General features: G+C 65.6%; 22 protein-coding genes and 1 tRNA gene. 16 read left to right on the forward strand and 7 right to left on the reverse strand.

The genetic code is table 11. From position 1 onward, the window contains the following. Nucleotides 1-9 precede the first annotated feature (9 nt). The 8 genes from lptB to AC3FKG_RS09080 all read left to right on the forward strand — a co-directional run bounded on the left by lptB (nucleotide 10) and on the right by AC3FKG_RS09080 (nucleotide 6,991). Nucleotides 10-810, forward strand: coding sequence for an LPS export ABC transporter ATP-binding protein (gene lptB / locus AC3FKG_RS09045; RefSeq protein ID WP_483710340.1), 801 nt, complete (start codon nucleotides 10-12; stop codon nucleotides 808-810). 99 nt (nucleotides 811-909) lie between these two features. Continuing rightward, entirely contained in the window at nucleotides 910-2,388 is a 1,479-nt protein-coding gene (locus tag AC3FKG_RS09050; protein WP_483711448.1) for an RNA polymerase factor sigma-54, read from the forward strand. A 49-nt stretch (nucleotides 2,389-2,437) separates the two neighbouring features. Next, nucleotides 2,438-2,791, forward strand: a complete 354-nt coding sequence (gene hpf, locus AC3FKG_RS09055) for a ribosome hibernation-promoting factor, HPF/YfiA family (protein WP_483710339.1) — start codon at nucleotides 2,438-2,440, stop codon at nucleotides 2,789-2,791. Between the two features lie 376 nt (nucleotides 2,792-3,167). Next, complete coding sequence (locus AC3FKG_RS09060) at nucleotides 3,168-3,623, forward strand: PTS sugar transporter subunit IIA (protein ID WP_483710338.1); 456 nt, start codon at nucleotides 3,168-3,170, stop codon at nucleotides 3,621-3,623. 75 nt (nucleotides 3,624-3,698) lie between these two features. Further along, on the forward strand, nucleotides 3,699-4,670 hold the full coding sequence (hprK, locus tag AC3FKG_RS09065; protein ID WP_483710337.1) for an HPr(Ser) kinase/phosphatase: 972 nt from the start codon (nucleotides 3,699-3,701) through the stop codon (nucleotides 4,668-4,670). 177 nt (nucleotides 4,671-4,847) lie between these two features. Beyond that, nucleotides 4,848-5,219 (forward strand): PsiF family protein, encoded by a 372-nt coding sequence (locus AC3FKG_RS09070; protein ID WP_483710336.1) that lies wholly within the window; start codon nucleotides 4,848-4,850, stop codon nucleotides 5,217-5,219. 105 nt (nucleotides 5,220-5,324) lie between these two features. Next, nucleotides 5,325-6,212 carry an RNase adapter RapZ gene (rapZ, locus tag AC3FKG_RS09075; protein WP_483710335.1) on the forward strand — a complete coding sequence of 296 codons (888 nt, stop codon included), beginning with the start codon at nucleotides 5,325-5,327 and terminating at the stop codon, nucleotides 6,210-6,212. Between the two features lie 116 nt (nucleotides 6,213-6,328). Then, complete coding sequence (locus AC3FKG_RS09080) at nucleotides 6,329-6,991, forward strand: LON peptidase substrate-binding domain-containing protein (RefSeq protein ID WP_483710334.1); 663 nt, start codon at nucleotides 6,329-6,331, stop codon at nucleotides 6,989-6,991. Between the two features lie 24 nt (nucleotides 6,992-7,015). Here the strand turns inward: AC3FKG_RS09080 and mutY are convergent, their stop codons facing one another. The 3 genes from mutY to mutM all read right to left on the reverse strand — a co-directional run bounded on the left by mutY (nucleotide 7,016) and on the right by mutM (nucleotide 11,338). Beyond that, nucleotides 7,016-8,203 carry an A/G-specific adenine glycosylase gene (mutY, locus tag AC3FKG_RS09085; RefSeq protein ID WP_488742967.1) on the reverse strand — a complete coding sequence of 396 codons (1,188 nt, stop codon included), beginning with the start codon at nucleotides 8,201-8,203 and terminating at the stop codon, nucleotides 7,016-7,018. Between the two features lie 103 nt (nucleotides 8,204-8,306). Next, the gene (locus tag AC3FKG_RS09090; RefSeq protein ID WP_483710333.1) at nucleotides 8,307-10,262 is read right to left on the reverse strand and encodes a dynamin family protein; all 1,956 of its coding nucleotides are present in this window, start codon (nucleotides 10,260-10,262) and stop codon (nucleotides 8,307-8,309) included. A gap of 221 nt (nucleotides 10,263-10,483) precedes the next feature. After that, nucleotides 10,484-11,338 carry a bifunctional DNA-formamidopyrimidine glycosylase/DNA-(apurinic or apyrimidinic site) lyase gene (gene mutM, locus AC3FKG_RS09095; RefSeq protein ID WP_488742890.1) on the reverse strand — a complete coding sequence of 285 codons (855 nt, stop codon included), beginning with the start codon at nucleotides 11,336-11,338 and terminating at the stop codon, nucleotides 10,484-10,486. Between the two features lie 139 nt (nucleotides 11,339-11,477). On the opposite strand from mutM, the gene AC3FKG_RS09100 reads away from it, so the two are divergent. The 8 genes from AC3FKG_RS09100 (at nucleotide 11,478) to AC3FKG_RS09135 (ending at nucleotide 19,657) form a co-directional block, all read left to right on the forward strand. Next, a complete protein-coding gene (locus tag AC3FKG_RS09100) occupies nucleotides 11,478-13,343 on the forward strand; it encodes a tetratricopeptide repeat protein (RefSeq protein ID WP_488742891.1) in 1,866 nt (621 codons plus the stop codon). An 83-nt stretch (nucleotides 13,344-13,426) separates the two neighbouring features. Then, complete coding sequence (locus AC3FKG_RS09105; protein ID WP_488742892.1) at nucleotides 13,427-14,041, forward strand: outer membrane lipoprotein LolB; 615 nt, start codon at nucleotides 13,427-13,429, stop codon at nucleotides 14,039-14,041. Next, nucleotides 14,038-14,916, forward strand: a complete 879-nt coding sequence (gene ispE / locus AC3FKG_RS09110) for a 4-(cytidine 5'-diphospho)-2-C-methyl-D-erythritol kinase (RefSeq protein ID WP_488742893.1) — start codon at nucleotides 14,038-14,040, stop codon at nucleotides 14,914-14,916. Before AC3FKG_RS09105 ends, ispE begins: the two co-directional genes overlap by 4 nt. A gap of 59 nt (nucleotides 14,917-14,975) precedes the next feature. Beyond that, nucleotides 14,976-15,052: transfer RNA gene (locus AC3FKG_RS09115), tRNA-Gln, on the forward strand. Between the two features lie 94 nt (nucleotides 15,053-15,146). Then, nucleotides 15,147-16,100 (forward strand): ribose-phosphate pyrophosphokinase, encoded by a 954-nt coding sequence (locus AC3FKG_RS09120; protein ID WP_483710328.1) that lies wholly within the window; start codon nucleotides 15,147-15,149, stop codon nucleotides 16,098-16,100. Nucleotides 16,101-16,231: 131 nt separating this feature from the next. After that, nucleotides 16,232-16,846: a 50S ribosomal protein L25/general stress protein Ctc gene (locus AC3FKG_RS09125; protein WP_483710327.1), complete on the forward strand. Its 615-nt coding sequence runs from the start codon at nucleotides 16,232-16,234 to the stop codon at nucleotides 16,844-16,846. A 132-nt stretch (nucleotides 16,847-16,978) separates the two neighbouring features. Beyond that, nucleotides 16,979-17,575: an aminoacyl-tRNA hydrolase gene (pth, locus tag AC3FKG_RS09130; RefSeq protein ID WP_483710326.1), complete on the forward strand. Its 597-nt coding sequence runs from the start codon at nucleotides 16,979-16,981 to the stop codon at nucleotides 17,573-17,575. A 225-nt stretch (nucleotides 17,576-17,800) separates the two neighbouring features. After that, nucleotides 17,801-19,657: a PhoX family protein gene (locus AC3FKG_RS09135; RefSeq protein ID WP_488742894.1), complete on the forward strand. Its 1,857-nt coding sequence runs from the start codon at nucleotides 17,801-17,803 to the stop codon at nucleotides 19,655-19,657. 116 nt (nucleotides 19,658-19,773) lie between these two features. Here the strand turns inward: AC3FKG_RS09135 and AC3FKG_RS09140 are convergent, their stop codons facing one another. The 4 genes from AC3FKG_RS09140 to AC3FKG_RS09155 all read right to left on the reverse strand — a co-directional run bounded on the left by AC3FKG_RS09140 (nucleotide 19,774) and on the right by AC3FKG_RS09155 (nucleotide 22,851). Beyond that, on the reverse strand, nucleotides 19,774-20,034 hold the full coding sequence (locus tag AC3FKG_RS09140; RefSeq protein WP_153949000.1) for a YfhL family 4Fe-4S dicluster ferredoxin: 261 nt from the start codon (nucleotides 20,032-20,034) through the stop codon (nucleotides 19,774-19,776). A gap of 69 nt (nucleotides 20,035-20,103) precedes the next feature. Beyond that, nucleotides 20,104-20,589 (reverse strand): pantetheine-phosphate adenylyltransferase, encoded by a 486-nt coding sequence (gene coaD, locus AC3FKG_RS09145; protein ID WP_211947085.1) that lies wholly within the window; start codon nucleotides 20,587-20,589, stop codon nucleotides 20,104-20,106. 179 nt (nucleotides 20,590-20,768) lie between these two features. Continuing rightward, the gene (gene rsmD, locus AC3FKG_RS09150) at nucleotides 20,769-21,413 is read right to left on the reverse strand and encodes a 16S rRNA (guanine(966)-N(2))-methyltransferase RsmD (RefSeq protein WP_488742895.1); all 645 of its coding nucleotides are present in this window, start codon (nucleotides 21,411-21,413) and stop codon (nucleotides 20,769-20,771) included. 82 nt (nucleotides 21,414-21,495) lie between these two features. Further along, entirely contained in the window at nucleotides 21,496-22,851 is a 1,356-nt protein-coding gene (locus tag AC3FKG_RS09155; protein ID WP_483711446.1) for a M16 family metallopeptidase, read from the reverse strand. Between the last annotated feature and the right edge of the window lie 15 nt (nucleotides 22,852-22,866).

Consider the following 22,866-nt stretch of genomic DNA (forward strand, 5'->3'; position numbering starts at 1 on the left):
ACCGCCACCATGACCGATACCGCAATGCTCGCCCCCACGCCCGCTTCCGCCGCTCCCGACGCCCGTGCCGACAGCAGCACGATGGTCGTGCGCCACCTGAAGAAGCGCTACGGGTCTCGCACGGTGGTGAAGGACGTGTCGCTCGAGGTGAAGAGCGGCGAGGTGGTGGGCCTGCTCGGCCCCAATGGCGCGGGCAAGACCACGTCGTTCTACATGATCGTGGGCCTCGTCGCGCTGGACGAGGGCGATATCGTGCTCGACGGCCAGCACATAAGCGGCCTGGCCATCCACGAGCGCGCGCGCATGGGCCTGTCCTACCTGCCGCAGGAAGCGTCGGTGTTCCGCAAGCTCAATGTGGAAGAGAACATCCGCGCGGTGCTGGAGCTGCAGCTGGTCAACGGCAAGCCGCTGCCTAAGGCCGAGATCGACAGCCGCCTCGATACGCTGCTGGACGACCTGCAGATCGCCCACCTGCGCAACAACCCCGCGCTGTCGCTGTCGGGCGGCGAGCGCCGCCGCGTGGAAATCGCCCGCGCGCTGGCGTCCTCGCCGCGCTTCATCCTGCTTGATGAACCGTTCGCCGGCGTGGATCCGATCGCCGTCGGCGAAATCCAGCGCATCGTCAGCTTCCTGAAGGCACGCAACATCGGCGTACTGATCACCGACCACAACGTGCGCGAGACGCTTGGCATCTGCGACCACGCGTACATCATCAGCGAAGGCACCGTACTCGCATCGGGCCAGCCCGACGAAATCATCGCCAACGAGTCGGTGCGCCGCGTCTACCTGGGCGAGAACTTCCGCATGTGAAGCCGGGGGCGGCAGGTGGGCTTGGCAGAGACGATCAGGCAGCATCAGCGATAGCAATTTCCGTTCCAACATCGGTTGGATGCGCATAGAATAGGTCGCATGAAACCGTCGCTACAGCTCCGTCTCTCCCAACATCTGGCACTCACGCCGCAACTGCAGCAGTCGATCCGGCTGCTGCAACTTTCTACGCTTGAGCTGCAGCAGGAAGTCGAGCAGGCCTTGACGGAAAACCCGCTGCTGGAGCGCGAAAACGACTGGATCGACAGCCCGCTGCGCGTGGCGGCCGATGGCTCGGTCAACCTGCAGAGCGCACCCGCGCCCGCACCGGCCGAACCGCAGGGCAACAGCGACGCGAACCCCAGCAGCCCGGGCAGCGAGGATGAGAGCTATAGCGACAGCGGTAGCGAGGATTACGGCAGCGACTGGAGCCTGGACGATTTCGCGCGGCGCCCGCAGGGCGAGGACGACGAGAAGACGCCCATGCAGCTGCGCGACGCCGAACCCACCCTGCGCGAACACCTGATGGAGCAGCTCGCGCCGCTGAAGATCTCGACTCGCGACAAGGGCCTGGCGATCTTCCTGATCGAATCGCTCGACGACGATGGCTACCTGAGCGCGTCGCTCGACGAGATTTGCTCCGAGTTGCCCGAGGAACTCGAATTCGAGGTCGACGAACTGCAGGCGATCCTCACGCTGCTGCAAAGCTTCGACCCGCCCGGCGTGGGCGCGCGCAACGCGGCCGAATGCCTGAGCCTGCAGCTGCGCCGGCTGCAGCATCCGCAGCGCGAACTGGCGCTCTCGATCGTCAACCATCACCTTGAACTGCTTGCCGTACGCGATTACACGCGCCTGAAAAAAGCACTGCAGGTGGATGAAGCGGCGCTCAAGGCCGCGCATGAACTGATCCGCTCGCTCGCGCCCTACCCAGGCCACGCATACAGCCGCCCCGAAGCGGACTTCGTGGTGCCTGACGTATTCGTGCGCAAGAGCGGCGGCGGCTGGATCGCGCAGCTCAATCCGGATGTGATGCCGCGCCTGCGCATCAACGACATGTACGCGCAGATCCTGCGCGGCGCCAAGGGTGAATCCGGTGCCGCGGGGCTGCAGCAAAAGCTGCAGGAAGCGCGCTGGCTGATCAAGAATATCCAGCAAAGGTTCGACACGATCCTGCGAGTTTCGCAGGCGATTGTCGAGCGTCAGAAGAACTTCTTCACGCACGGGGAAATCGCGATGCGCCCCTTGGTTTTGCGGGAGATTGCCGATACACTGGGATTACACGAGTCAACCATATCCCGGGTGACGACCAATAAATACATGGCAACGCCGATGGGTACTTTCGAACTGAAGTACTTTTTTGGCAGCCACGTTTCCACCGAAACCGGTGGGGCGGCTTCTTCAACGGCGATCCGCGCCTTGATCAAGCAACTTATAGGAGCCGAAGACCCGAGGAGTCCTCTTTCCGACAGCCGAATTGCCGAATTGCTGGGTGAACAAGGCTTCGTTGTCGCGCGCCGTACCGTCGCCAAGTATCGCGAAGCCCTGAAGATCCCTGCTGTCAATCTCCGCAAGACTTTGTAGCCGAGTTGCACCGCCTGCCTGGTGCAGCTCTTTCAGAAGGAGAAGCGCTATGAACTTCAAGATCAGTGGACACCACCTGGACATCACGCCTCCGCTGCGTGAGTACGTGGAAACGAAGCTGGAGCGTATCGTCAGGCATTTCGATCAAGTCATTGGCGTCAGCGTGCTACTCTCAGTCGACAATCACAAGGAAAAGGACAGGCGTCAGTACGCGGAAATCAATTTGCACCTTCGGGGCAAGGACATTTTTGTGGAAGCCCATCACGAAGACCTGTATGCGGCCATCGACGCACTCGTCGACAAGCTGGACCGCCAGGTGATTCGCTACAAGGATCGCGTGCAAGGCCACGACCGTGAAGCGGTCAAGTACCAGATGGCCGAGGCTCAACTACAGCAGCAATAATCAAGCCTGCCAGTCGCAAGGCTGGGCACTGAAAACAGGACTGATAAAGCAAGCCGCGCCATGTAGCGCGGCTTTTTTGCATCTGTAGCCCTGGCCTTGCGCGTGTCCTGGACACAAGTGTTCGCAACTGGCGCAGCACGGTGTATGCTCTCCAAGACATAGCGCGTAGCGACTCCGGCGCGAGCACCGTACCCAGGTGTGGCGGCGCCAGCACGGACCAGGCCATACAGGGCGCTGCATTGCACAAGAACAGGGGAGACGCTGCTCTATAATGGCCGAACGCTTGGTAAGCCATGGCGTGGCCGCAACCCGGCCCCACTTCGTTTCCGGGCTGAGCAGTCCGATCTGCCTGCTAACTGAAATCCTCGCATCGCCCATGAATCGTTTGGCCAAACTGCTGCCACCCGGCAACATTAATCTCGACGTCAGCGTCACCAGCAAGAAGCGTGTATTCGAGCAAGCCGGGCTCCTATTCGAGAACAACCATGGCGTGGCGCGGGCGACCGTGACCGACAACCTGTTCGCGCGCGAGTCCCTGGGTTCGACCGGTCTGGGCGCGGGCGTGGCCATTCCGCACGGGCGCATCAAGGGGCTGAAGCAACCGCTGGCTGCCTTCATGCGGCTGGCCGAGCCGATCCCGTTCGAATCGCCGGATGGCAAGCCCGTCTCGCTGCTGATCTTCTTGCTGGTGCCGGAACAGGCTACGCAGCAGCATCTCGAGATTCTTTCCGAAATCGCCCAATTGCTGTCGGATCGCGACATGCGCGAAGGCCTGGCAACCCTGGCCACGCCGGACGCGGTCCATGAACTTCTGACGCAGTGGCATCCCTGACCCCTCCCCTGGGCTGGCAACAGACCGGACAATCGTAAAGTCCGGCACAGTCCCCCGCCCCGAAAGTCATCACGCATGGAACTCACCGGCGTCACCTCCCAGTCGATCTTCGACGACAACGCAGCCGACATCAAACTCTCGTGGGTGGCTGGCCTGGAGGGTGCGGATCGCGCCTTCGACGTGGAGTTTGCCCGCGAGGCCACCTCGGCCGCGGACCTGGTCGGCCACCTGAACCTGATCCACCCGAACCGGATCCAGGTGCTCGGCAAGCCCGAAATCACCTATTACCAGCGCCTCGACGACGAGACCCGCAAGCGCCAGATGGGCGAGCTGATCCTGCTCGAGCCGCCGTTCCTGGTCGTGGCCGACGGCATGGAGCCGCCGCCGGACCTGGAACTGCGCTGCACGCGCTCGTCCACGCCGCTGTTCACCACGCCGGTTTCCTCGGCGGCGGTCATCGACCACCTGCGGCTGTACCTGTCGCGAATCTCCGCGCCGCGCGTGACCATGCACGGCGTGTTCCTCGACATCCTCGGCATGGGCGTGCTGGTCATGGGCGAGTCGGGCCTGGGCAAGAGCGAACTCGGCCTGGAGCTGATCTCGCGCGGCCACGGCCTGGTGGCCGACGACGCGGTGGATTTCGTGCGCCTGGGACCGGATTTCATTGAAGGCCGCTGTCCGCCGCTGCTGCAGAACCTGCTCGAAGTACGTGGCCTGGGCCTGCTCGACATCAAGACCATCTTCGGCGAGACCGCCGTGCGGCGGAAGATGAAGATGAAGCTGGTGGTCCAGTTGGTGCGCCGCAATGATGGCGAGTTCGAACGGCTGCCGCTCGATTCACAGTACCTCGACGTACTGGGCTTGCCGATCCATATGGTCAAGATCCAGGTGGCGGCCGGCCGAAACCTCGCCGTGCTGGTCGAGGCCGCCGTGCGCAACACCATCCTGCGCCTGCGCGGCATCGATACGCTGCGCGATTTCATGGATCGCCAGCGCGCCGCGATGCAGGCCGATGCGGTCTCGCGCGGGCAAGGCCGCCTGCTCTGAGCGGGCATCGCGACACGTTTTCAATTGCTTACATCGGCGTTGACAAATAAGTCAACGCGGTGGGGATATCTTCCGTTTTGTGCTGTAATGGGCATCGAGCCCAGTCCGGAGCCGCAGCGTTCACTGTGAGGGTGGCGAAAAGCGGCCATGAAGTTTTCCACAGCCAGGAGAGCAAGCATGAAGAAACTGATCGCGATGTGTGTGTTGGTAACGCCGCTGCTGGCCACCGGCGCAATGGCACAGCCCGCCACCCAAACCACGCCTGCAGCGCCCGCCATGCCGGCCGCGCCGGGCCCCGGAGACAAGGCCGTACCGGCATCCGCCGCCAAGGCGCCCACCGCGCAGCAGCAGAAGATGAAGGACTGCAACGATCAGGCCGCCGGCAAGAAAGGCGACGATCGCAAGGCCTTCATGAAGCAGTGCCTCTCGGCCAAGGGCGTGCAGCCGACCAAGACCCAGCAGGAAAAGATGTCGGCCTGCAGCAAGGAAGGCAAGGGCAAGAAGGGCGACGAATACAAGTCCTTCATGAAGGAATGCCTGTCGAAGTAATCGGCTGCCGATCCGGACAAAATGGCGAACCGCGCGGTTCGCCATTTTTGTCAGCGCGGCCCCTGTCATGACGTGGCCACTTCCGGATGCTATGCTTCCGATGCTATGCGCATCATCCTCATCACCGGCATCTCCGGCTCCGGCAAATCCGTCGCACTGAACGTGCTTGAAGATGCAGGCTACTACTGCGTCGATAACCTGCCGGCCCAATTCATCCCCGACCTGGCCCGCTATCTTGCGGCCGAGGGCTATACGCACCTCGGCGTCGCCACCGATATCCGCAGCCGCGAATCGCTGGACCACCTGCCCGACACGGTTCGCCAACTGGCGGAGACCCATCAGGTCGAGGTCGTGTTCCTCACGGCCAGTACCGACGCACTGGTGCAGCGCTATTCGGAAACGCGTCGCCGCCATCCGCTGTCGATTCTGACCAACGGCGCGCCCCGCTCCGAGGAAGAACGGGCGGCGTTCAATGACCGCGGGCTGATGGAAGCCATCGAGATGGAGCGCGAACTGCTCAGCCCCCTGGCCGAGTCCGCGCACCGCATCGACACCAGCAACGTGCGCACCAATACGCTTCGCAGCTGGATCAAGGAACTGATCCGCGAGGACAGCCAGCGTCTGACGCTGCTGTTCGAGTCGTTCGGCTTCAAGCACGGCGTGCCCAGCGACGCCGACATGGTCTTCGACGTGCGCTCGCTGCCCAACCCTTACTACGACCTGGCGCTGCGCCCGCTGACCGGCCGCGATGCCCCGGTGATCGACTTCCTCCAGGCCCAGCCGATGGTGCTGGCCATGGCCGAAGACATCCGCGCCTATGTCGAAAAGTGGCTGCCGAGCTTCATTGCGGATAACCGCAGCTATCTGACCGTCGCCATCGGCTGTACCGGCGGACAGCACCGTTCGGTCTATATTGCGGAAAGGCTCGCCAACTATTTCCGCGCGCATGGTAATGTGCTGGTGAGACACCGGGAACTCGCGCCGGCGGCATAGCGACCTGCGTGCGTGGTTTTCCCGTGTCGCCAGGTACGTCAAGCCTGGCAGCATGGCGGTCGCCGCGCCCGATCCGGCGGCCGGTTTCCCCGATCCAGTGGAACACCAGCCATCGCATGTCCTCGACAGACCTTCTCCGCCACACCGCCCCCGTCGACGCGACGCCGCCGACGCTGGACAACCTGCCACTCTTTCCGCTGCACACGGTGCTGTTCCCGGATGGCCGCCTGCCGCTGCGCGTATTCGAGAAGCGCTATGTGGACATGGTGCGCAATTGCCTGCGCGACGCGTCGCCGTTCGGCGTATGCCTGATCGCCAGTGGCGAGGAAGTCGCGCGCTCGGGCAAGCCAACCGTGCCGGAATCGATCGGTTGCCTGGCCGAGATCATCGATTGCAATATGGAGCAGCTTGGCGTGCTGCTGATCGAAACGCGCGGACGGCAGCGCTTCCGCGTGCTCGAGCACCATAAGCGCGACGACGGCCTGATCGTGGCCAGCGCCGAGCTGCTGCCCGCGGACATCATCGACTGCAAGCTGGAACTGCTGGGCGAATGCCTGACGGTGCTGCGCCGGATCGTCACGCGGCTGCATGCCGAGCAGCCCGATCGCATGCCGGTTGCCGAGCCCTACCTGTGGGACGACCCAAGCTGGGTCACCAACCGCCTGTGCGAACTGCTGCCGGTGCCGCTCAAGGCCAAGCAGATGCTGATGGAACTGCCCGACGCGGGCATGCGCATCGAGATCGTGCACCGCTACATGCGGCAGCACCACATGGTGTAGCCAGTCCCGTTCGCCGAGCGCGACTCAGAACAGGCCGCCGCGGGCCTGCAGTTCGAGCAGCTTGCGCACCGGTGCCGGCGTGCCGAGCGCGTCGAGATCATCGAGCGAAAGCCATCTCTGGGCCGGCCCCGAATCGGTTTCACGCAGCGACAGCGCGGCCATGTCGACCCGGATCGCTCGGATCTGCAGCCGGAAATGCGTAAAGACATGGACCAGTTCGCCCGCCAGCGCCGCGCGCGCGGGTTGTCCGAAGGCGCGCGCATAGCCCAGCGCATCGTCCTCCGCGAGTTCCGCATCGAACGGCACCGTTGCCACGGGCATTTCGGGGAGGCTCCACAGGCCGCCCCAGACACCGCTGTCCGGGCGAAGCTGCAGCAGCACGTCGCGGCCATGGCGCACCATGACCATCACGGTACTGCGCTCCGGTATCGCCGCGCGCGGCTTGGGTGTTGGCAACGTCCCGGTCAGGCCATCGCGGCGCGCCACGCAGTCCGCCGACAGCGGGCAAGCCGCGGCATCGGCCAGGCATGCCGGCTTGCCGCGCGAACAGACGGTTGCGCCGAGGTCCATCAGGCCTTGCGTGTAGGCCACCATATCGTCCGCCTGGCACGGCCCGGCCGCGGGCAACGCGGCCTCTGCCAGTTCCCACATGCGTTTTTCGATGGCGCGCTCGCCCGGATGGCCTTGAATGCCGAAGACGCGCGCAAAGACGCGCTTGACGTTGCCGTCGAGGATCGGCGATCGCACGCCCGCGCTGAAGGCCGCCACCGCCGCCGCGGTGGAGCGGCCAATGCCGGGCAGCGTGGCCAGCACGGCGGGATCGGTTGGAAACCGGCCACCATGCTCGCTGACGACCTGCATGGCGCAACGGTGCAGGTTGCGCGCGCGCGAGTAGTAGCCCAGCCCTGCCCACAGCGCCATCACCTGGTCCGCAGGCGCGGCGGCCAGCGCCTGCACGGTCGGAAGCTGCGCGATAAAGCGCTGGAAGTAGTCGATGACCGCGCTCACCTGCGTCTGCTGCAGCATGATCTCCGACAGCCAGATCCGGTACGGGTCGCGCGTGTTCTGCCACGGCAGGTCGTGCCGGCCGTGCACGCGCTGCCAGTCGACCACGCGCGCGCCGAAGTCGGCGGGGACATGGATGTCGGACTGCAACGCGGCATTGGCGTTGACGGTGGCGGACGAGACAGCGGGGGCGGACTTGCGGGGCATCGGGACAATCAGGCGCATGAATCGCACGGCAGGCAAACGGGCCGCGCAATAGAAAAAGCGCCGCTCGAAGGCGGCGCCACATGATATACCGCCCGGCCCGGGATCAGGCGACGGCGAGCTGCGCGCCCTTCGTGTCAGTCCCGCCCGGACGGATGATGCGCTGGATATGTGCCTCGATGCGCCCGCTGCGTTCGTCCAGGCCGTTGAGCACTTCTTCCAGGTCGGCGATCCGGCTTTCCAGCGTGTCGGTGGCCTCGTGGATGCGTTCGATCGAATCGACACGGCGGCGCAGCTGCTTCTGATGCTCGCGTACCTGCGCTTCCAGCGGCGTCATCACGGACTTGAGCCAGACTTCGATATCACGGTTCAGGTCACGGAAATTCTCCAGCACGCGGCTGGCCATGGTGTCGAACGCGCCCTGCACCAGGTTTGGCCTCGAGCGCGTCAGCATGCTGACCGCGCCGAAGTGCGACTGCACGAGCTGCAGGATCTCGCCGAGTTCGGCGACATAGCGCGAGGTCACGAACTGCATCGGCGCCGGCAGCGTGAAGCCATGCTCGGCATTGAAGCGCCGGTACATGCTGTCGATGAGCTGGTGCAGCTGGCCGATCTTGTTATCCGCGTCGGTGATCAGCGTGGTCAGCCGTGCGAACAGCGCGTCCATGTCTTCGCGCAGGCCGCGCGAGAAGAAGCGTTCCTTCATCTGCTCGCGCGCGTCGCGCATGGTGCGGCGCACGTCGCGCAGTTGCAGGCTCTTGATGATGTCCGCGCTGTGGCGGCCAAACACCAGCCGCAACGCCTGGAACTTGCTGATGCTCTGCTCGAACTCTTCCTTCTCGCTCTGCACGCGCATCAGCATGTGCTTGACCATCGCGTGGTTCTTGCCACGCAGGCCGCGCAGTTCGAACAGCTGTTCGACGATGTCGCGTCGGCGGCTCTGCAGCAGTTGCTGCGCGCCGCGCGCCATGTCCTGCACCGAGCGATGGACCTGGTCGGCGACGATCTCGCGCCGGCGCGGAATCAGCTGGTCGGACAGCACGTGCTCGAAATTCGGCAGGCCGCTGCGTGCCAGCAGCGTCTGGTCATGCGTGACCTTGGCCACCAGGCCCTTCTGCGCCGACACCGGATAGACGCGCCCCTGCTCGATGCCGAGCACCTGCGCCGTCGAGGTGACCTGGCCCGAGATCTCCTTCGCGATCTCGCCCTGCGACTTCAGCGGGTCCCACAAGCCGTCGATCTTGTTGAGTACGGCCAGGCAGCCGCGGCGATGGCCGGCGCCCACGTGCCCGCGCCAGAGTTCCAGGTCGCTCTTGGTCACGCCGGCGTCCGCGGCCAGCACGAACACCACCACGTGTGCATCCGGGATCAGGCGCAGCGTCAGCTCAGGCTCGGTGCCGATCGCGTTCAGTCCCGGCGTATCGAGGATCACCAGCCCCTGCCGCAGCAGCGGATGCGGGAAATTGATGACCGCGTGGCGCCAGCGCGAGATCTCGACCATGCCTTCGGCATCCACCGCATAGGCGGCGTCCGGGTCTTCCTCGTGGTACAGGCCCAGCGCTTCGGCCTGGGCCGGCGGCACGCGGATGGTCTCGACCACATGCTGGAAAGCCGCCAGCATGCCCTCGGGCGATGACGGGTCCAGCGGCACCGAGTGCCAGTGCGAGGCCGATGTGCCAGCCTCCAGGAAATCAGCGGTCGAGGCCTCCTGCAGCCGGGTTTCGATCGGCAACAAGCGGATGCTGGGCGGCTCGTGCTCGTCGTAGCGCAGCTCCGTCGGGCACATGGTGGTGCGCCCGGCCGATGACGGCAGGATGCGGCGCCCGTAGTCGGCGAAGAAGATGGCGTTGATCAGTTCGCTCTTGCCGCGGGAGAACTCGGCAATGAAGGCGACCTTGAGCCGGTCGCTGCGCAGCACGCTCTGGATGCGCTGCACGCGCTCTTCGGCGGTCGCGTCGTAGAGGTCGTGCTGCTGCAGCCACGACTGGAATTCGGTCAGCGACTGGAGTACCCCGGTTCTCCAGGCGCCGTATTGTTCAAATTGTTGTGCGAGCGTGGTCATGGCGGCGGTTCGGCTGGGTTCCTGTCCGGCAATCTGGCGCAAGTGCCGACTTTGCAAGCGTGCGGTGTTTTTGTAACTTTTTATGACTGCGCACAAGATACAGGTTTCCGGGGCGCTTTTGTGGCGCTTTTGTGGAATTCGCGCCCCTTGGCCGCAGAGTGTTGCGCCGAGCCATCGACACCCGGCAGGACGCTCCCCTCGGCCGCCAGGGGCGCCGCGATTCAATGCTGGCAGTGCGTACAGTAGAAGGTCGAACGCTGGCCCTGGACGATCTGCCGCACCGGCGTGCCGCAGATCCGGCAAGGCTCTCCGGCGCGGTCGTAGACAAAGCAGTCGAGCTGGAAATAGCCGCTCGCGCCGTCGCTGCCGACAAAGTCGCGCAGCGTGCTGCCACCGCGTTCGATGGCCTGCGCCAGCGTTTCGCGCACCGCCAGCGCCAGCCGTTCGCAGCGCGCCAGGCTCAGCCGGCCGGCCGGCGTGGTCGGGCGGATGCCCGCGCGGAACAGGCTTTCGGAGGCGTAGATATTGCCCACGCCCACCACGATATTGCCGGCCAGCAGCACGGTCTTGATCGCCGCGGAACGCCCGCGCGTATGGCGGTGCAGCCAGCCGCCGTCGAAATGCGGATCGAACGGCTCAATGCCGAGCCCGCGCAGAAGCGGGTGTCCGGGCAGCATGGCCTCGCTCAGCGGGCTCCAGAGCACGGCGCCGAATCGGCGCGGATCGCGAAAACGCAGCACGATGCGGTTCCCGCCGGCATCGTCCAGCGCCAGGTCCAGGTGGTCGTGGGTGCCGGCGGCCGGCGCATCGGGCAGCACGCGCAGCGTCCCGGTCATGCCCAGGTGGACCAGCAACCAGCCGGCATCGCCCGTGGCTTCATCGACGCACTCCAGCAGCAGGTACTTGCCCCGCCGCTCGATACGCTGCACCAGGCGTCCGGCCAGGCGTGCCTCCAGGTCGTCGTCGATCGGCCAGCGCAAGCCGCGATGGCGCACGATCACGTCGGCAATACGCCGCCCCACCACATGCGGCAGCAGGCCGCGCCGGGTCACTTCGACCTCCGGCAATTCAGGCATCGAACCTCTCCGTTGGTTACCGCTCCAAACTCCTGCCGGAAGCGCGCACGCCTTGCTGCGCCGGCAAGCAGCGCATTGTAGCGGCAGGCTACAATGCCCCTATCATTCGAACGCCTGAACGCGCCGGAGCAATCATCACATGTCGGAACTTTTTCCGGATCCCGTTGCGAGACCCGCTGCCATGGACTTCCCCGCGAAGGCCATCACTGTGCGCCCAGGCATGTCCGCTCGGTCGGCGGCCAGTACCGGGCGCCACATCCGGTCCCTGATCGCCGGCGCCTGCCTGGCACTTGGCGCGCTCGGCGCGGTCCAGGCCGCGCCGGCGCAGCCCGACAAGTCGCCCGCCGGCGTCACGCTGCCGAACATATCGCTCACCGGCGACATCATGTACAGCGTGATGGCTGCCGAGATCTCGCTGCAGCGCGGCCTGGTCGGCCCGGCCTATCGGACTTATGTCGAACTGGCCCGCTCCACGCGTGACCCGCGCTTTGCCCAGCGCGCGACGGAGATCGCCTTCAATGCGCGCATCCCGCAGCAGGCGCTCGACGCCGCGCGGCTGTGGAGCGACATCGCGCCCGGCTCGCCGGCGGCGCGCCAGGTGCTCTCGACCCTGCTGGTGCTCAACGGGCGCTGGAGCGACGCACGGCCGCTGCTGCTCCAGCAGTTGGCCGGCGTGCCCGCCAACCATCGTGCCGAGGGCATCCTCCAGCTTCAACAGCAGATGTCGCGCACGAGCGATCCCGCGGGCGCCGCGGCGCTGCTGCAGGAGCTGACCCGTGACGATGCGCGGCTGCCCGAAACGCAGCTTGCCATTGCCCGGGCACAGGAGATCGCGGGCAACATGCCAGCCGCGCTTGCGGCGCTCGATGAAGCGCTGCGGCTGCGCCCCGATTTCGAGCCGGCGGCGCTGATGGCAGCCGAATTGCGCGCCGAGAGCGAGCCCGACAAGGCGATTGCCGGCCTGCGCCGCTTCCTCGACAAGTCGCCGCGCTCGGTCAGCGGCCACATCACGCTGGCGCGCCTGTACCTGATGCGCAATGACATGCCGGCCGCGCGCCAGGAATTCGAGACGCTGCGCAAGGTTGCGCCAAACGACCCGCGCGTGCCGCTCGCACTGGGCCTGACCAGCCTCCAGGCCAAGGAATTTGGCGAAGCCGAGCAATACCTGAAGGAGTACCTGCAGCTCGCCGAGAAGGTGCCGACGGCCAATCCGGATATCGCCTTCCAGTACCTGGCGCAGATTGCCGAAGAGCGCAAGGACTACGCGGGTGCGATCCAGTGGCTGGAACGCATCGAGGACAGCCGCCTCGCTCCGGCCGCCGCGGCCAAGCGCGCGCAGTTGCTCGCGCGCATGGGCAAGCTCGACGATGCCCAGGCCATCTTCGGAGACATGCTCAGCGACGCCGAGGACATCCCCGATCCGGCCCAGCGCTCGCAGCGCATGATGGCTATCCGCCAGGCCGAGGTCGCTACGCTGATGGAGACCAAGTCCTACGACCGCGCCCGCAAGGTGCTCGACGAACGCATCACGGCGGAGCCGGACAATGCGGACTGGATCTACGAGCTGGCCATGCTGGACGAGCGCCAGAAGCGCTACGACAGCATGGAGAAGGGGCTGTTGCGCGTGATCGCGCTGCAGCCGGAGCAGAAGCAGGGGTACAACGCGCTCGGCTATTCGCTGGCGGACCGCAATGTGCGCCTGCCCGAAGCGCGCAAGCTGCTCGAGCGCGCCTCTGAACTCGGGCCGGATGATCCGTACATCATGGATAGCCTGGCCTGGGTGAAATTCCGCATGGGCGAGCTGCAGCCGGCGGCGGAACTGCTCAAGAACGCCTATGCCAAGGCGCCCGAGGCCGAGATCGGCGCGCACCTGGGCGAAGTGCTGTGGCAGCTCGGCGAGCGCGACGAAGCCCGCAAGACATGGACCGAAGCCGCCAAGATCGAGCCGGAAAACGAAATCCTGGTCGATACCCTGCGCCGCTACAACGTCCTGCTGTCCAAGTAAGCCCGGGCCGGTCCATGCGACCGGCCGCGCCATCTGTCGCGGGCCGTCCCACCAGGGCGGCCCCGCTTTCCTGAATGCCGAACATGAACCGATCCCGCCGCCTGGCCCTGCTTTGCCTTGGCGCGCCCATGCTGCTGGCAGCCTGCGCCAGTGTCGCGCCTTCGCGCGGCTTCGATGCCGGCGAAACCGCCGCAAGCCGACACTACACCGGCCGCTTTTCCGCAAACTACGTTCGCTATGGCCGCGACGAAGGGGTGCAGGGCAGCTTCCGCTGGGAGGAACAGGGCCGCAACGTTCGCCTTGACCTGCTCTCGCCGCTGGGCCAGACGCTGGCCGTCGTCACCGCCACGCCTTCGGGCGCGACCCTCGACCTGCCCAACAAGCCGCCGCGCGATGCGCCGGAAGTCGACAGCCTGCTCGAGGACGCGCTCGGCTTTGCGCTGCCGGTGGCCGGCATGCGCGACTGGCTGCACGGGCGCCCTTCGGCCGGACGCCCGGCCAAGGCCACGCGCGATGCCCAGGGGCGCCTCGCCATGCTGGCACAGGACGGCTGGAGCGTGCGCTACGTGGCCTGGCAGGATGCGCCCGACAGCGCGCAGACGACGACGGCGCGACCGCGCCGCATCGACCTGGAGCGCGACGGCGGCCCTACGCCGCTGTCGGTCAAGCTCGTGATTGATCCGGAGGAGACACCTTGACCGGGACCACCAACCTGCCTCCGCCGCAACTGCGCGATTGCCCGGCGCCGGCCAAGCTCAACCTGTTCCTGCACGTCACCGGCCGGCGCCCGGATGGCTACCACACGCTGCAGACGGTGTTCCAGCTCGTGGACTGGTGCGATACGCTGCATTTCCAGCGCCGCGACGACGGTATCGTGACGCGCGCCACGGACATCCCCGGCGTGCCGGCGGAGACCGACCTCGTCGTGCGTGCCGCGCGCGCGCTGCAGCGGGCGACGGGCCCGCACTACGGCGCCGACATCGAGATCGACAAGATCCTGCCGATGGGCGGCGGCATCGGCGGCGGCTCCTCCGACGCGGCCACCACGCTGCTGGCGCTGAACCACCTGTGGGGACTTGGCCTGGCGCGCGCGGAGCTGATGCGCATCGGGCTGACGCTGGGTGCGGACGTGCCCGTCTTCGTGTTCGGGCAGAACGCCTTCGCCGAAGGCATCGGCGAAGAACTGACGCCCGTCGAGCTGCCTGACAGCTGGTTCGTCATCATCCATCCGAAGCAACATGTGCCGACGTCTGAAATTTTTTCGGACGAGTGCTTGACAAGGGACACCCCCCTCTCCATAATTGCGGTCTTCGCTGCTTGCACAAACAAATTCTCTTTCGGTCGCAACGACCTGGAAGCGATAGCAACGGCGAAGTTCGGCGAAGTTGCCAGAGCCCTTGAATGGCTGAAGCAGTTCAATCAGCATGCAAGGATGACCGGTTCCGGAGCCTGCGTGTTTGCGCGTTTTCCAGACGAGCAGACGGCGCAGCAGGTCCTGAAGCGGTTGCCTCCCGAGTGGGATGGCAGGTGTGTGCGCAGTCTGGCACATCACCCGCTCGCAGCGTTCGCATAGCAAGTTATGGTTCGGCGCGGTACAGCAGTCAGGTATCACGACGAGCAGCAAGGTTGTGTAGGGGAGTCGCCAAGTTGGTCAAGGCACCGGATTTTGATTCCGGCATTCGAAGGTTCGAATCCTTCTTCCCCTGCCATTACATTCCTATAGTGTCCTCACGGACCCTCAGTATCAGTCACCGGCCTTGCCGGTGACTACAAGCTCCCCCAGCAGCAAGACAGGTGCCCCGAATGAGCAGCGAAGGCTTGATGGTATTTACCGGCAACGCCAACCCCAAACTCGCGGAGGCTGTCGTACAGCACCTCGGCATTCCTCTGGGCAAGGCGCTCGTTGGCCGTTTCTCAGACGGCGAAGTTCAGGTTGATATCCAGGAAAACGTTCGCGGCAAGCACGTCATCGTGCTGCAGTCCACCTGCGCGCCGACCAACGACAACCTGATGGAACTGATGGTGATGGTCGACGCGCTCAAGCGCGCCTCGGCACGCAGCATCACCGCGGCCATGCCCTACTTCGGCTATGCCCGCCAGGACCGCCGCCCGCGCTCGGCGCGCGTCGCGATCTCGGCCAAGGTCGTGGCCAACATGCTCGAAGTCGCCGGTGTCGAGCGCGTGCTGACAATGGACCTGCACGCCGACCAGATCCAGGGCTTCTTCGATATCCCCGTCGACAACATCTACGCATCCCCGGTACTGCTGGGCGACCTGCGCGAGAAGAACTACGGTGACCTGCTGGTCGTGTCGCCGGACGTCGGCGGCGTGGTCCGCGCCCGTGCGCTGGCCAAGGAACTGAACTGCGACCTGGCGATCATCGACAAGCGTCGTCCGAAGGCCAACGTGGCCGAGGTGATGAACATCATCGGTGAAGTCGACGGCCGCAACTGCGTGATCATGGACGACATGATCGACACCGGCGGCACGCTTTGCAAGGCGGCCCAGGTGCTGAAGGAGCGAGGCGCGCTGAAGGTTTTCGCCTATTGCACGCACCCCGTGCTGTCCGGCGGCGCGGCTGCCCGCATCGCGGACTCGGCACTGGACGAAGTGGTGGTGTGCGACACCATCCCGCTGTCGGAAGAAGCTGCCAAATGCAGCAAGATCCGCCAGCTGTCGACCGCCCCGCTGCTGGCCGAGACCTTCACGCGTATCGTCAAGGGCGACTCGATCATGTCGCTGTTCGCGGGTTCCTGATAGAATTTTCGGCTTTGCCGCGCTGATTGCGGGTTTTTCGGCAATTAGCGCGTGTGACCGGCGCATCAGTTTCGATTGCGCCACAACAGGGCTGTCTGGTCGCGGACAGCCTTCTTTACTTTGGAGTCATCATGAAAGTAGTCGCTTTCGAGCGTAGCGTACAGGGAACGGGTGCGAGCCGCCGCCTGCGCAATTCGGGCAAGACCCCCGGCATCATCTACGGCGGCGCCGCCGACCCGAAGATGATCGAACTGGATCACAACGCGCTGTGGCACGCCCTGAAGAAGGAAGCCTTCCACTCGTCGATCCTGGACCTGGAAGTTGCCGGCAAGTCGGAAAAGGCCCTGCTGCGCGCATTCCAGATGCACCCGTTCAAGCCGATGGTGCTGCACGTCGATTTCCAGCGCGTGTCGGCCAGCGAAAAGATCCACGTCAAGGTGCCCCTGCACTTCATGAACCAGGAAACCGCTCCTGGCGTGAAGCTGGGCCACGGCCTGGTCAACCACATCGTGAACGACCTGGAAGTGTCGTGCCTGCCGGCCGACCTGCCCGAGTTCATCGAAGTGGACGTCGGCACGATGGAGCTGGGCCAGACCCTGCACCTGGCTGACCTGAAGCTGCCGAAGGGCGTGACCGTCGTGACCCACGGCGACGAAAACCCGGCCATCGCCAGCATCTCGCTGCCGGCTGGTGCCGCTTCGGCCGCCGAAGGCGCTGAAGGCGAAGGCGAAACGCCGGCTGCCTAAGCTGCCCACCCGGCATTGCGGCCTGGCCGCAAGACGGAAAAAACCGCCGGTCCTGCCGGCGGTTTTTTTTGGCGTATGCTTGGCGGCTGCGGTTCGACATGAACCCCGCCGCCATCCAATCCAGTTCATCGCATGATCAAGCTCATCGTCGGCCTAGGTAATCCCGGAGCGGAATACGAGGCTACCCGCCACAACGCCGGCTTCTGGCTGGTGGACCAGCTGGCCCGCATGGGCGGCACCACGCTGCGCGTGGAAGGCCGTTTCCACGGCCTGGCCGGACGGGCCCGCCTGTGGGACCAGGACATCTGGCTGCTCAAGCCGTCCACGTTCATGAACCGCTCTGGCCTGGCCGTGGTATCGCTGGCCCGCTTCTACAAGATCCTGCCTGATGAGATCGTGGTCGCGCATGACGAGATGGACCTGCCGCCGGGCGCCGCCAAGCTCAAGCGCGGCGGCGGCGCGGGTGGTCACAACGGCCTGAAGGACATCGCCGCGCATCTGACCACGCAGGAATTCTGGCGCCTGCGCCTGGGCGTGGGGCATCCGCGCAACCTGCCCGGCGGCGCCGGCGCGGGCCGTGAGGATGTCGTCAACTTCGTGCTCAAGCCGCCGCGCAAGGAAGAGCAGCAGGCAATCGACGAAGCCATCGATCGCTGCGTCGACCCGCTCGGCCTGCTGGCCAGGGGAGATGCCGAGCGCGCCATGGCGCAGTTGCATACCGCGCGTTGATCCCGCCGGCGCAGGCATAGCCCTGCGACACCTACGTGAAAACGAATGACAACGGGCCGCCATCAGCGGCCCGTTGTCATTTCGATATCCGTTTCGCATCCGGTCTCTTGTTGCAGACATCTTGTCATCAGAGTTACACGGACAGCACCTACATTGCGGGCTCAGCAAGCGGGCCGGCATTACAGGATGGCGGCCGCACATGACAAACCCCACAGGAGAAAGTCCATGTCGTACCTGACCGACGCAGCGCGCGCCGCCAGCCGTGCCGCCAAGCCCGATGTTGACGTGCCCGGCCAGAGGCTTGAGGACATCGTCGCCGCCAATCCGGCACGCCGCCGGGTGCTGCGCGGCGGCCTCGGCGTGTCGCTTGCTTCCGCCTTTGGCAGCGGCGTGCTGGCCGCGTGCGGCGGCGGCGACGATTCGGTAGCGGCACCTGCAGCGGCACCTGCTCCCGCGCCGGTCGTCACGCCCGACGCTGTCCCAATAAGCTACGAAGTCACCTTTGAACCTGTGGCCAGGTCGATCGCCGATACCGTAGTCGTGCCCAACGGCTACCGCGTCGACGTGCTGTTCTCCGCGGGCGATCCGGTCGAGGCCGGTTCCACGGGCTATGCAGGGGCCTTCCAGTCGTCGGCCGAAACCGAGCGCCAGGCAGGCGGCAATCACGACGGCATGCACTACTTCGCGCTGCCGGGCGTCGATCCGCAGAAAGGCGGCCTGCTGGCGATCAACCACGAGCTGCCCGACTACAACATCCTGTTTGCCGGCGGCATCTACAACGCCAGCACCGCCACGCCCGAGGAAAAGCGCATCGCGCTTTCGGCCGTCGGCATCTCGGTGATCGAGGTGGAGCTGGCCGCAAGCGGCAACTGGCAAGTCAAGCGCGGCTCCGTCTACAACAAGCGCCACACCGGCAACTCGCTGTATCGGGTGAGCGGCCCGGCCGCGTCCGCAGTAGGCTCGACCGTGGTCGGCATGCTCAACAACTGCTCTAGCGGCTACACGCCGTGGGGCACGTACCTGACCTGCGAAGAAAGCACGGACAATTACCTCGACCCGACCCAGGACGAGAAAGGTTACGGATGGGTTGTCGAAATCGATCCGTACGGCACGCTCGGCGCGCCGGCCAAGCGCACCGCCATGGGTCGCTTCGACCATGAGAACGTCGCCTTCCTGGCTGATGCCAGCAACAACGTCGCCTTCTATATGGGCGACGACGGCACGCCAGGCTGCATCTACAAATTCGTGCCGGCCAAGGCGTTCGACCCGGACAACCGCGCCGCCAACGCCAACCTGCTGGACAGCGGCACGCTGTTCGTCGCCAGGTTCAACGCCGATGGCAGCGGCCAGTGGGTGGAGCTGACGCAGGGCAAGAACGGCCTGACCGTCGGCGCCTCCGACCCGGGCAACTGGACCCAGTTCGCCACATCGCCCGCCCCGGCCACGGTCGACTTCACCAGCCAGGCCGACGTGCTGGTCAACACCAAGGCGGCCGCGCGCGTGGCCGGCGGCACGCTGATGGACCGTCCCGAGTGGATCACGGTGGCGCCGGACAAATCCATCTATTGCACGCTGACGAACAACAGCGGACGCAAACAGACCGACGCCGCCAACCCGCGCACAAGCAATCTGCATGGCCACATCATCCAGTGGCAGGAAGCAGGCGGCTCACCGCTGGCCATCACCTTCACCTGGAGCATCCTGCTGCAGGCCGGCGACCCGTCGCTGGCCACGGCCAACCTGAAGGGCAACATCAACGGCGACACGTTCTCGAGCCCGGACGGCCTGCGCGTGGACCCGAAGGGCCGCCTGTGGGTCGAGACCGACTCGAGCACCAGCGCCAGCTACATCAACACCTTCGGCAACAACAGCATGTACTACATTGCGCCGACCGGTCAGTCAAAGCGCTTCCTGACCGGCCCGACCGGCTGCGAGATTACCGGCATTGCGTACACGCCGGACCTCACCACTTGTTTCATCAATATCCAGCATCCCACCGGCAAGTGGCCGGATGCGGCCAAGCCGCCGCGCTCGTCCACCATCGTGGTGCGCCGACCCGACGGCAAGCCGATGGGCGCCTGACCGCGCAGCGTTGTAGGCAGTACCGTAGTAACCGGGGAAAATTAAACCCCCGCCACCTTGCGGTGGCGGGGGCTTTTTTGTGCCGTACCGGCCTGTCGCCCGTAGGGGGCGGCAATTCAGGCCACGTGCTTGGCGGCCGTCAGCAGGCGGTAGCGCTGCATCAGCACCTCATGGGTCTCGATCCGGTTCGGATCCTTGGGGATGCAGGCGACCGGGCAGACCTGCTGGCATTGCGGTTCGTCGAAATGCCCGACGCATTCGGTGCACTTGTTGGGGTCGATTTCATAGATCTCGGGCCCCATCGAAATGGCTTCGTTCGGGCACTCGGGTTCACAAACGTCGCAGTTGATGCAGTCGTCGGTGATCAGTAGCGCCATGGTGTTTCCTTCCAGCTGACGCGCCCGCGCCCGGACTGGCCGCGAATCGACGCGTCTGAAACCGGTATTTTATTCCGGTTTGGCGATTTTCTCTTGCAGCCAGCGCTCCACCGACGGGAACACGAACTTGCTGACATCGCCGCCAAGCACCGCAATCTCGCGCACGAAGGTGCCGGAGATGAACTGGTACTGGTCGGACGGCGTCAGGAACATGGTTTCCACGTCCGGAAGCAGGTAGCGGTTCATGCCCGCCATCTGGAACTCGTACTCGAAATCCGACACGGCGCGCAGGCCGCGCACGATCACGCGTGCGTTGTTCTTGCGGACAAAATCCTTGAGCAGTCCGGCAAAGCCCTCGACACGCACATTGGGATAGTGGCCCAGCACTTCACGAGCGATGCTGATGCGCTCTTCGAGCGAGAAAAACGGGCGCTTGTTGGGGCTGTGCGCCACGCCAACCACCAGCTCGTCGAAAATATTCGACGCACGGCGGACCAGATCCTCGTGCCCCCGGGTCATGGGATCAAACGTGCCGGGGTAGACCGCGATGGCCATACTTCCTCCTTGATCTGCCCGCTGCCGGCCCTTTTCCGGACCGCCCTGACCTACCGGCCGCGCCGGGTGGTTGATGCGTCGCGAGCGTTATAACAGCGGCGTAGTGTAACGCTAATTCCGTGAATTGGAAGTCGTCAACGTGTGCTTTTGCCGCATCGCACCGTGCTCCGCCGCATGCATCAAGCTGCACCGTTCCCGGCGCTGCGGTGCTGTAGCAGGTGGAAATGCACCGCCCCGGCACGGGCCTGGCGGACGATCTCCAGCGCTGCGGGGACCGGCGCATCCGCGCCGGTCAGCGAACGGTCCGTTTCGACGTACACGGCGCCGCCGGGCCTCAGGAGCCGCGCCGCATGCTCGAGTGCCGGCCGCAGCCAATCCTCGGCAAAGGGCGGGTCAAGGAAGATCACGTCGAAGCTCGCGTCCGGCATCTGTGCCGCAATGGCGAATGCGTCGCCTTGCATCACCCGCATCTGGGAAGCATCGAGCCGGTACTGGTTGTCCCGGAGCTGCTTGGCCACGCGCGGGTTGAATTCGACCAGCGTGACGCCCTGCGCACCGCGCGATGCCGCTTCGAAACCGAGCGCACCGGAGCCGGCGAACAGGTCCAGGCAATTCAGGCCGGCAAGGTCCTGTCCGAGCCAGTTGAACAGGGTTTCCCGCACGCGGTCAGGCGTGGGCCGCAGCCCTTGCGCTTCGGGCACGGGCAGCATCGTGCGCTTCCAGCGGCCACCGATGATGCGGACCTGGGACGGCGCCTGGCGCGGCGCCGGAGAAGACGATCGCCCGCTCGCGGCGGGCGATGGAGATCGGGAACGCGAATTCATCCCGTGATTGTAGAGCCTGACGGCGCTTCGGCCACCCCTGGACGTTGCGGATCGCGTGCGAGGGGCGCCAGAGGACTATCGGTCACTCCGGACCCCCGACGATCACCGTGGCCATGGCGTCGGGATGGACATGGCGCCCAAACGCCGCCTTCACCTGCTGGCCGGTGACCTTGCCGATCTGCGTCGTCCAGGTGTCCAGATAGTCGAGCGGCAGTCCGTACCAGCCGATATTCGCCACGTTGGTCAGCAGCTTGCGGTTGCTGTCGATGCGCAGCGGGAAGCCGTTGATGAGGTTGTCCTTCGCTGCCTTTAGCTCGGCATCGGTCGGGCCTTCGGCGACGAAGCGGGCCAGCACCTGCCGGACCAGCGCCAGCGCCTCGTTGGTCTGCTCCTTCTTGGTCTGCAGGCTGATGCCGAACGGCCCCGGCTGCTTCGACGGCGCAAAGTAGCTGTCCACACCGTAGGTGAGTCCGCGCTTCTCTCGCACCTCATCGGTCAGGCGCGAGCTGAAGCCGCCGCCGCCCAGCACGTAGTTGCCGACCAGCAGCGCGAAGTAATCCGGATCGCCGCGTGCGATCGACGGCTGGCCAGTCACCACCGCCGCCTGCTGCGCGGGATGCGGCACGCGCTGCTCGCTGGCCGGAATGGTCATCTGCACCTGCGGCATGGCCGGCGGCGCACTGCCCTGCGGCAGGCCGCTGGTCAGCTTCTCGGCGATCACTTCGGCCTGCTTGCGGTCGACCGCGCCGATCAGCGTGACCACCGCGCGCGACGCGCCGTAGTTGTCGCGCCAGAACTTGACGATGTCGTCGCGCGTGATCGACTCGACCGAGGCCGCAGTGGCCGACACGCCGTACGGGTGGTCCGGATACATCGCCTTGGCCAGCGCCTTGTCGGCGATCACGCCCGGCTTGGCGTCGGCCTCGCGGATCGCGCTGACCAGGCGCTGCTTCTCGCGGCCCACCACGGCATCCGGATAAGTGGGCGCCTGGATCAGTTGCATGGCCAGCGCCACGGACTGGTCGAGCTCCGGCTGCGCGGTCAGCGTGCGCATGCCGATGCCGCCGCGGTCACCGCCGGCGGCGCCGCCGAAGACGGCCCCGGTATCGGCAAAGGCGTCGGCAATCTGCGCCTCGTCGCGCGCGGGCTGGCCGTTGCGCGCGGCCGCGCCCTTGTCGAGCAGCGCCGCCGTGAGCGTGGCCAGGCCAGCCTTGCCCGCGGGGTCATAGCGGCTGCCGGCGTCGAAGTCGACATTGACGTCGAGCATCGGGATCGACGGGCTGTGCACATAGAACACCTGGGCCCCGGTCGAGGCGGTCCAGTGTTCGATCGGAATGGCGGCCAGCGCGCCTTGCGCGACCAGCAGCGCGAGCGCGCCCAGCGCCGCGCCTGCCAGCCGGCGCAGCGCGCGCGGCGAAGGAATAGTCGACTCGCTCATCGCGCTCATCTCGCT

Source organism: Cupriavidus sp. 22TCCZM04-2 (genome assembly GCF_057798895.1).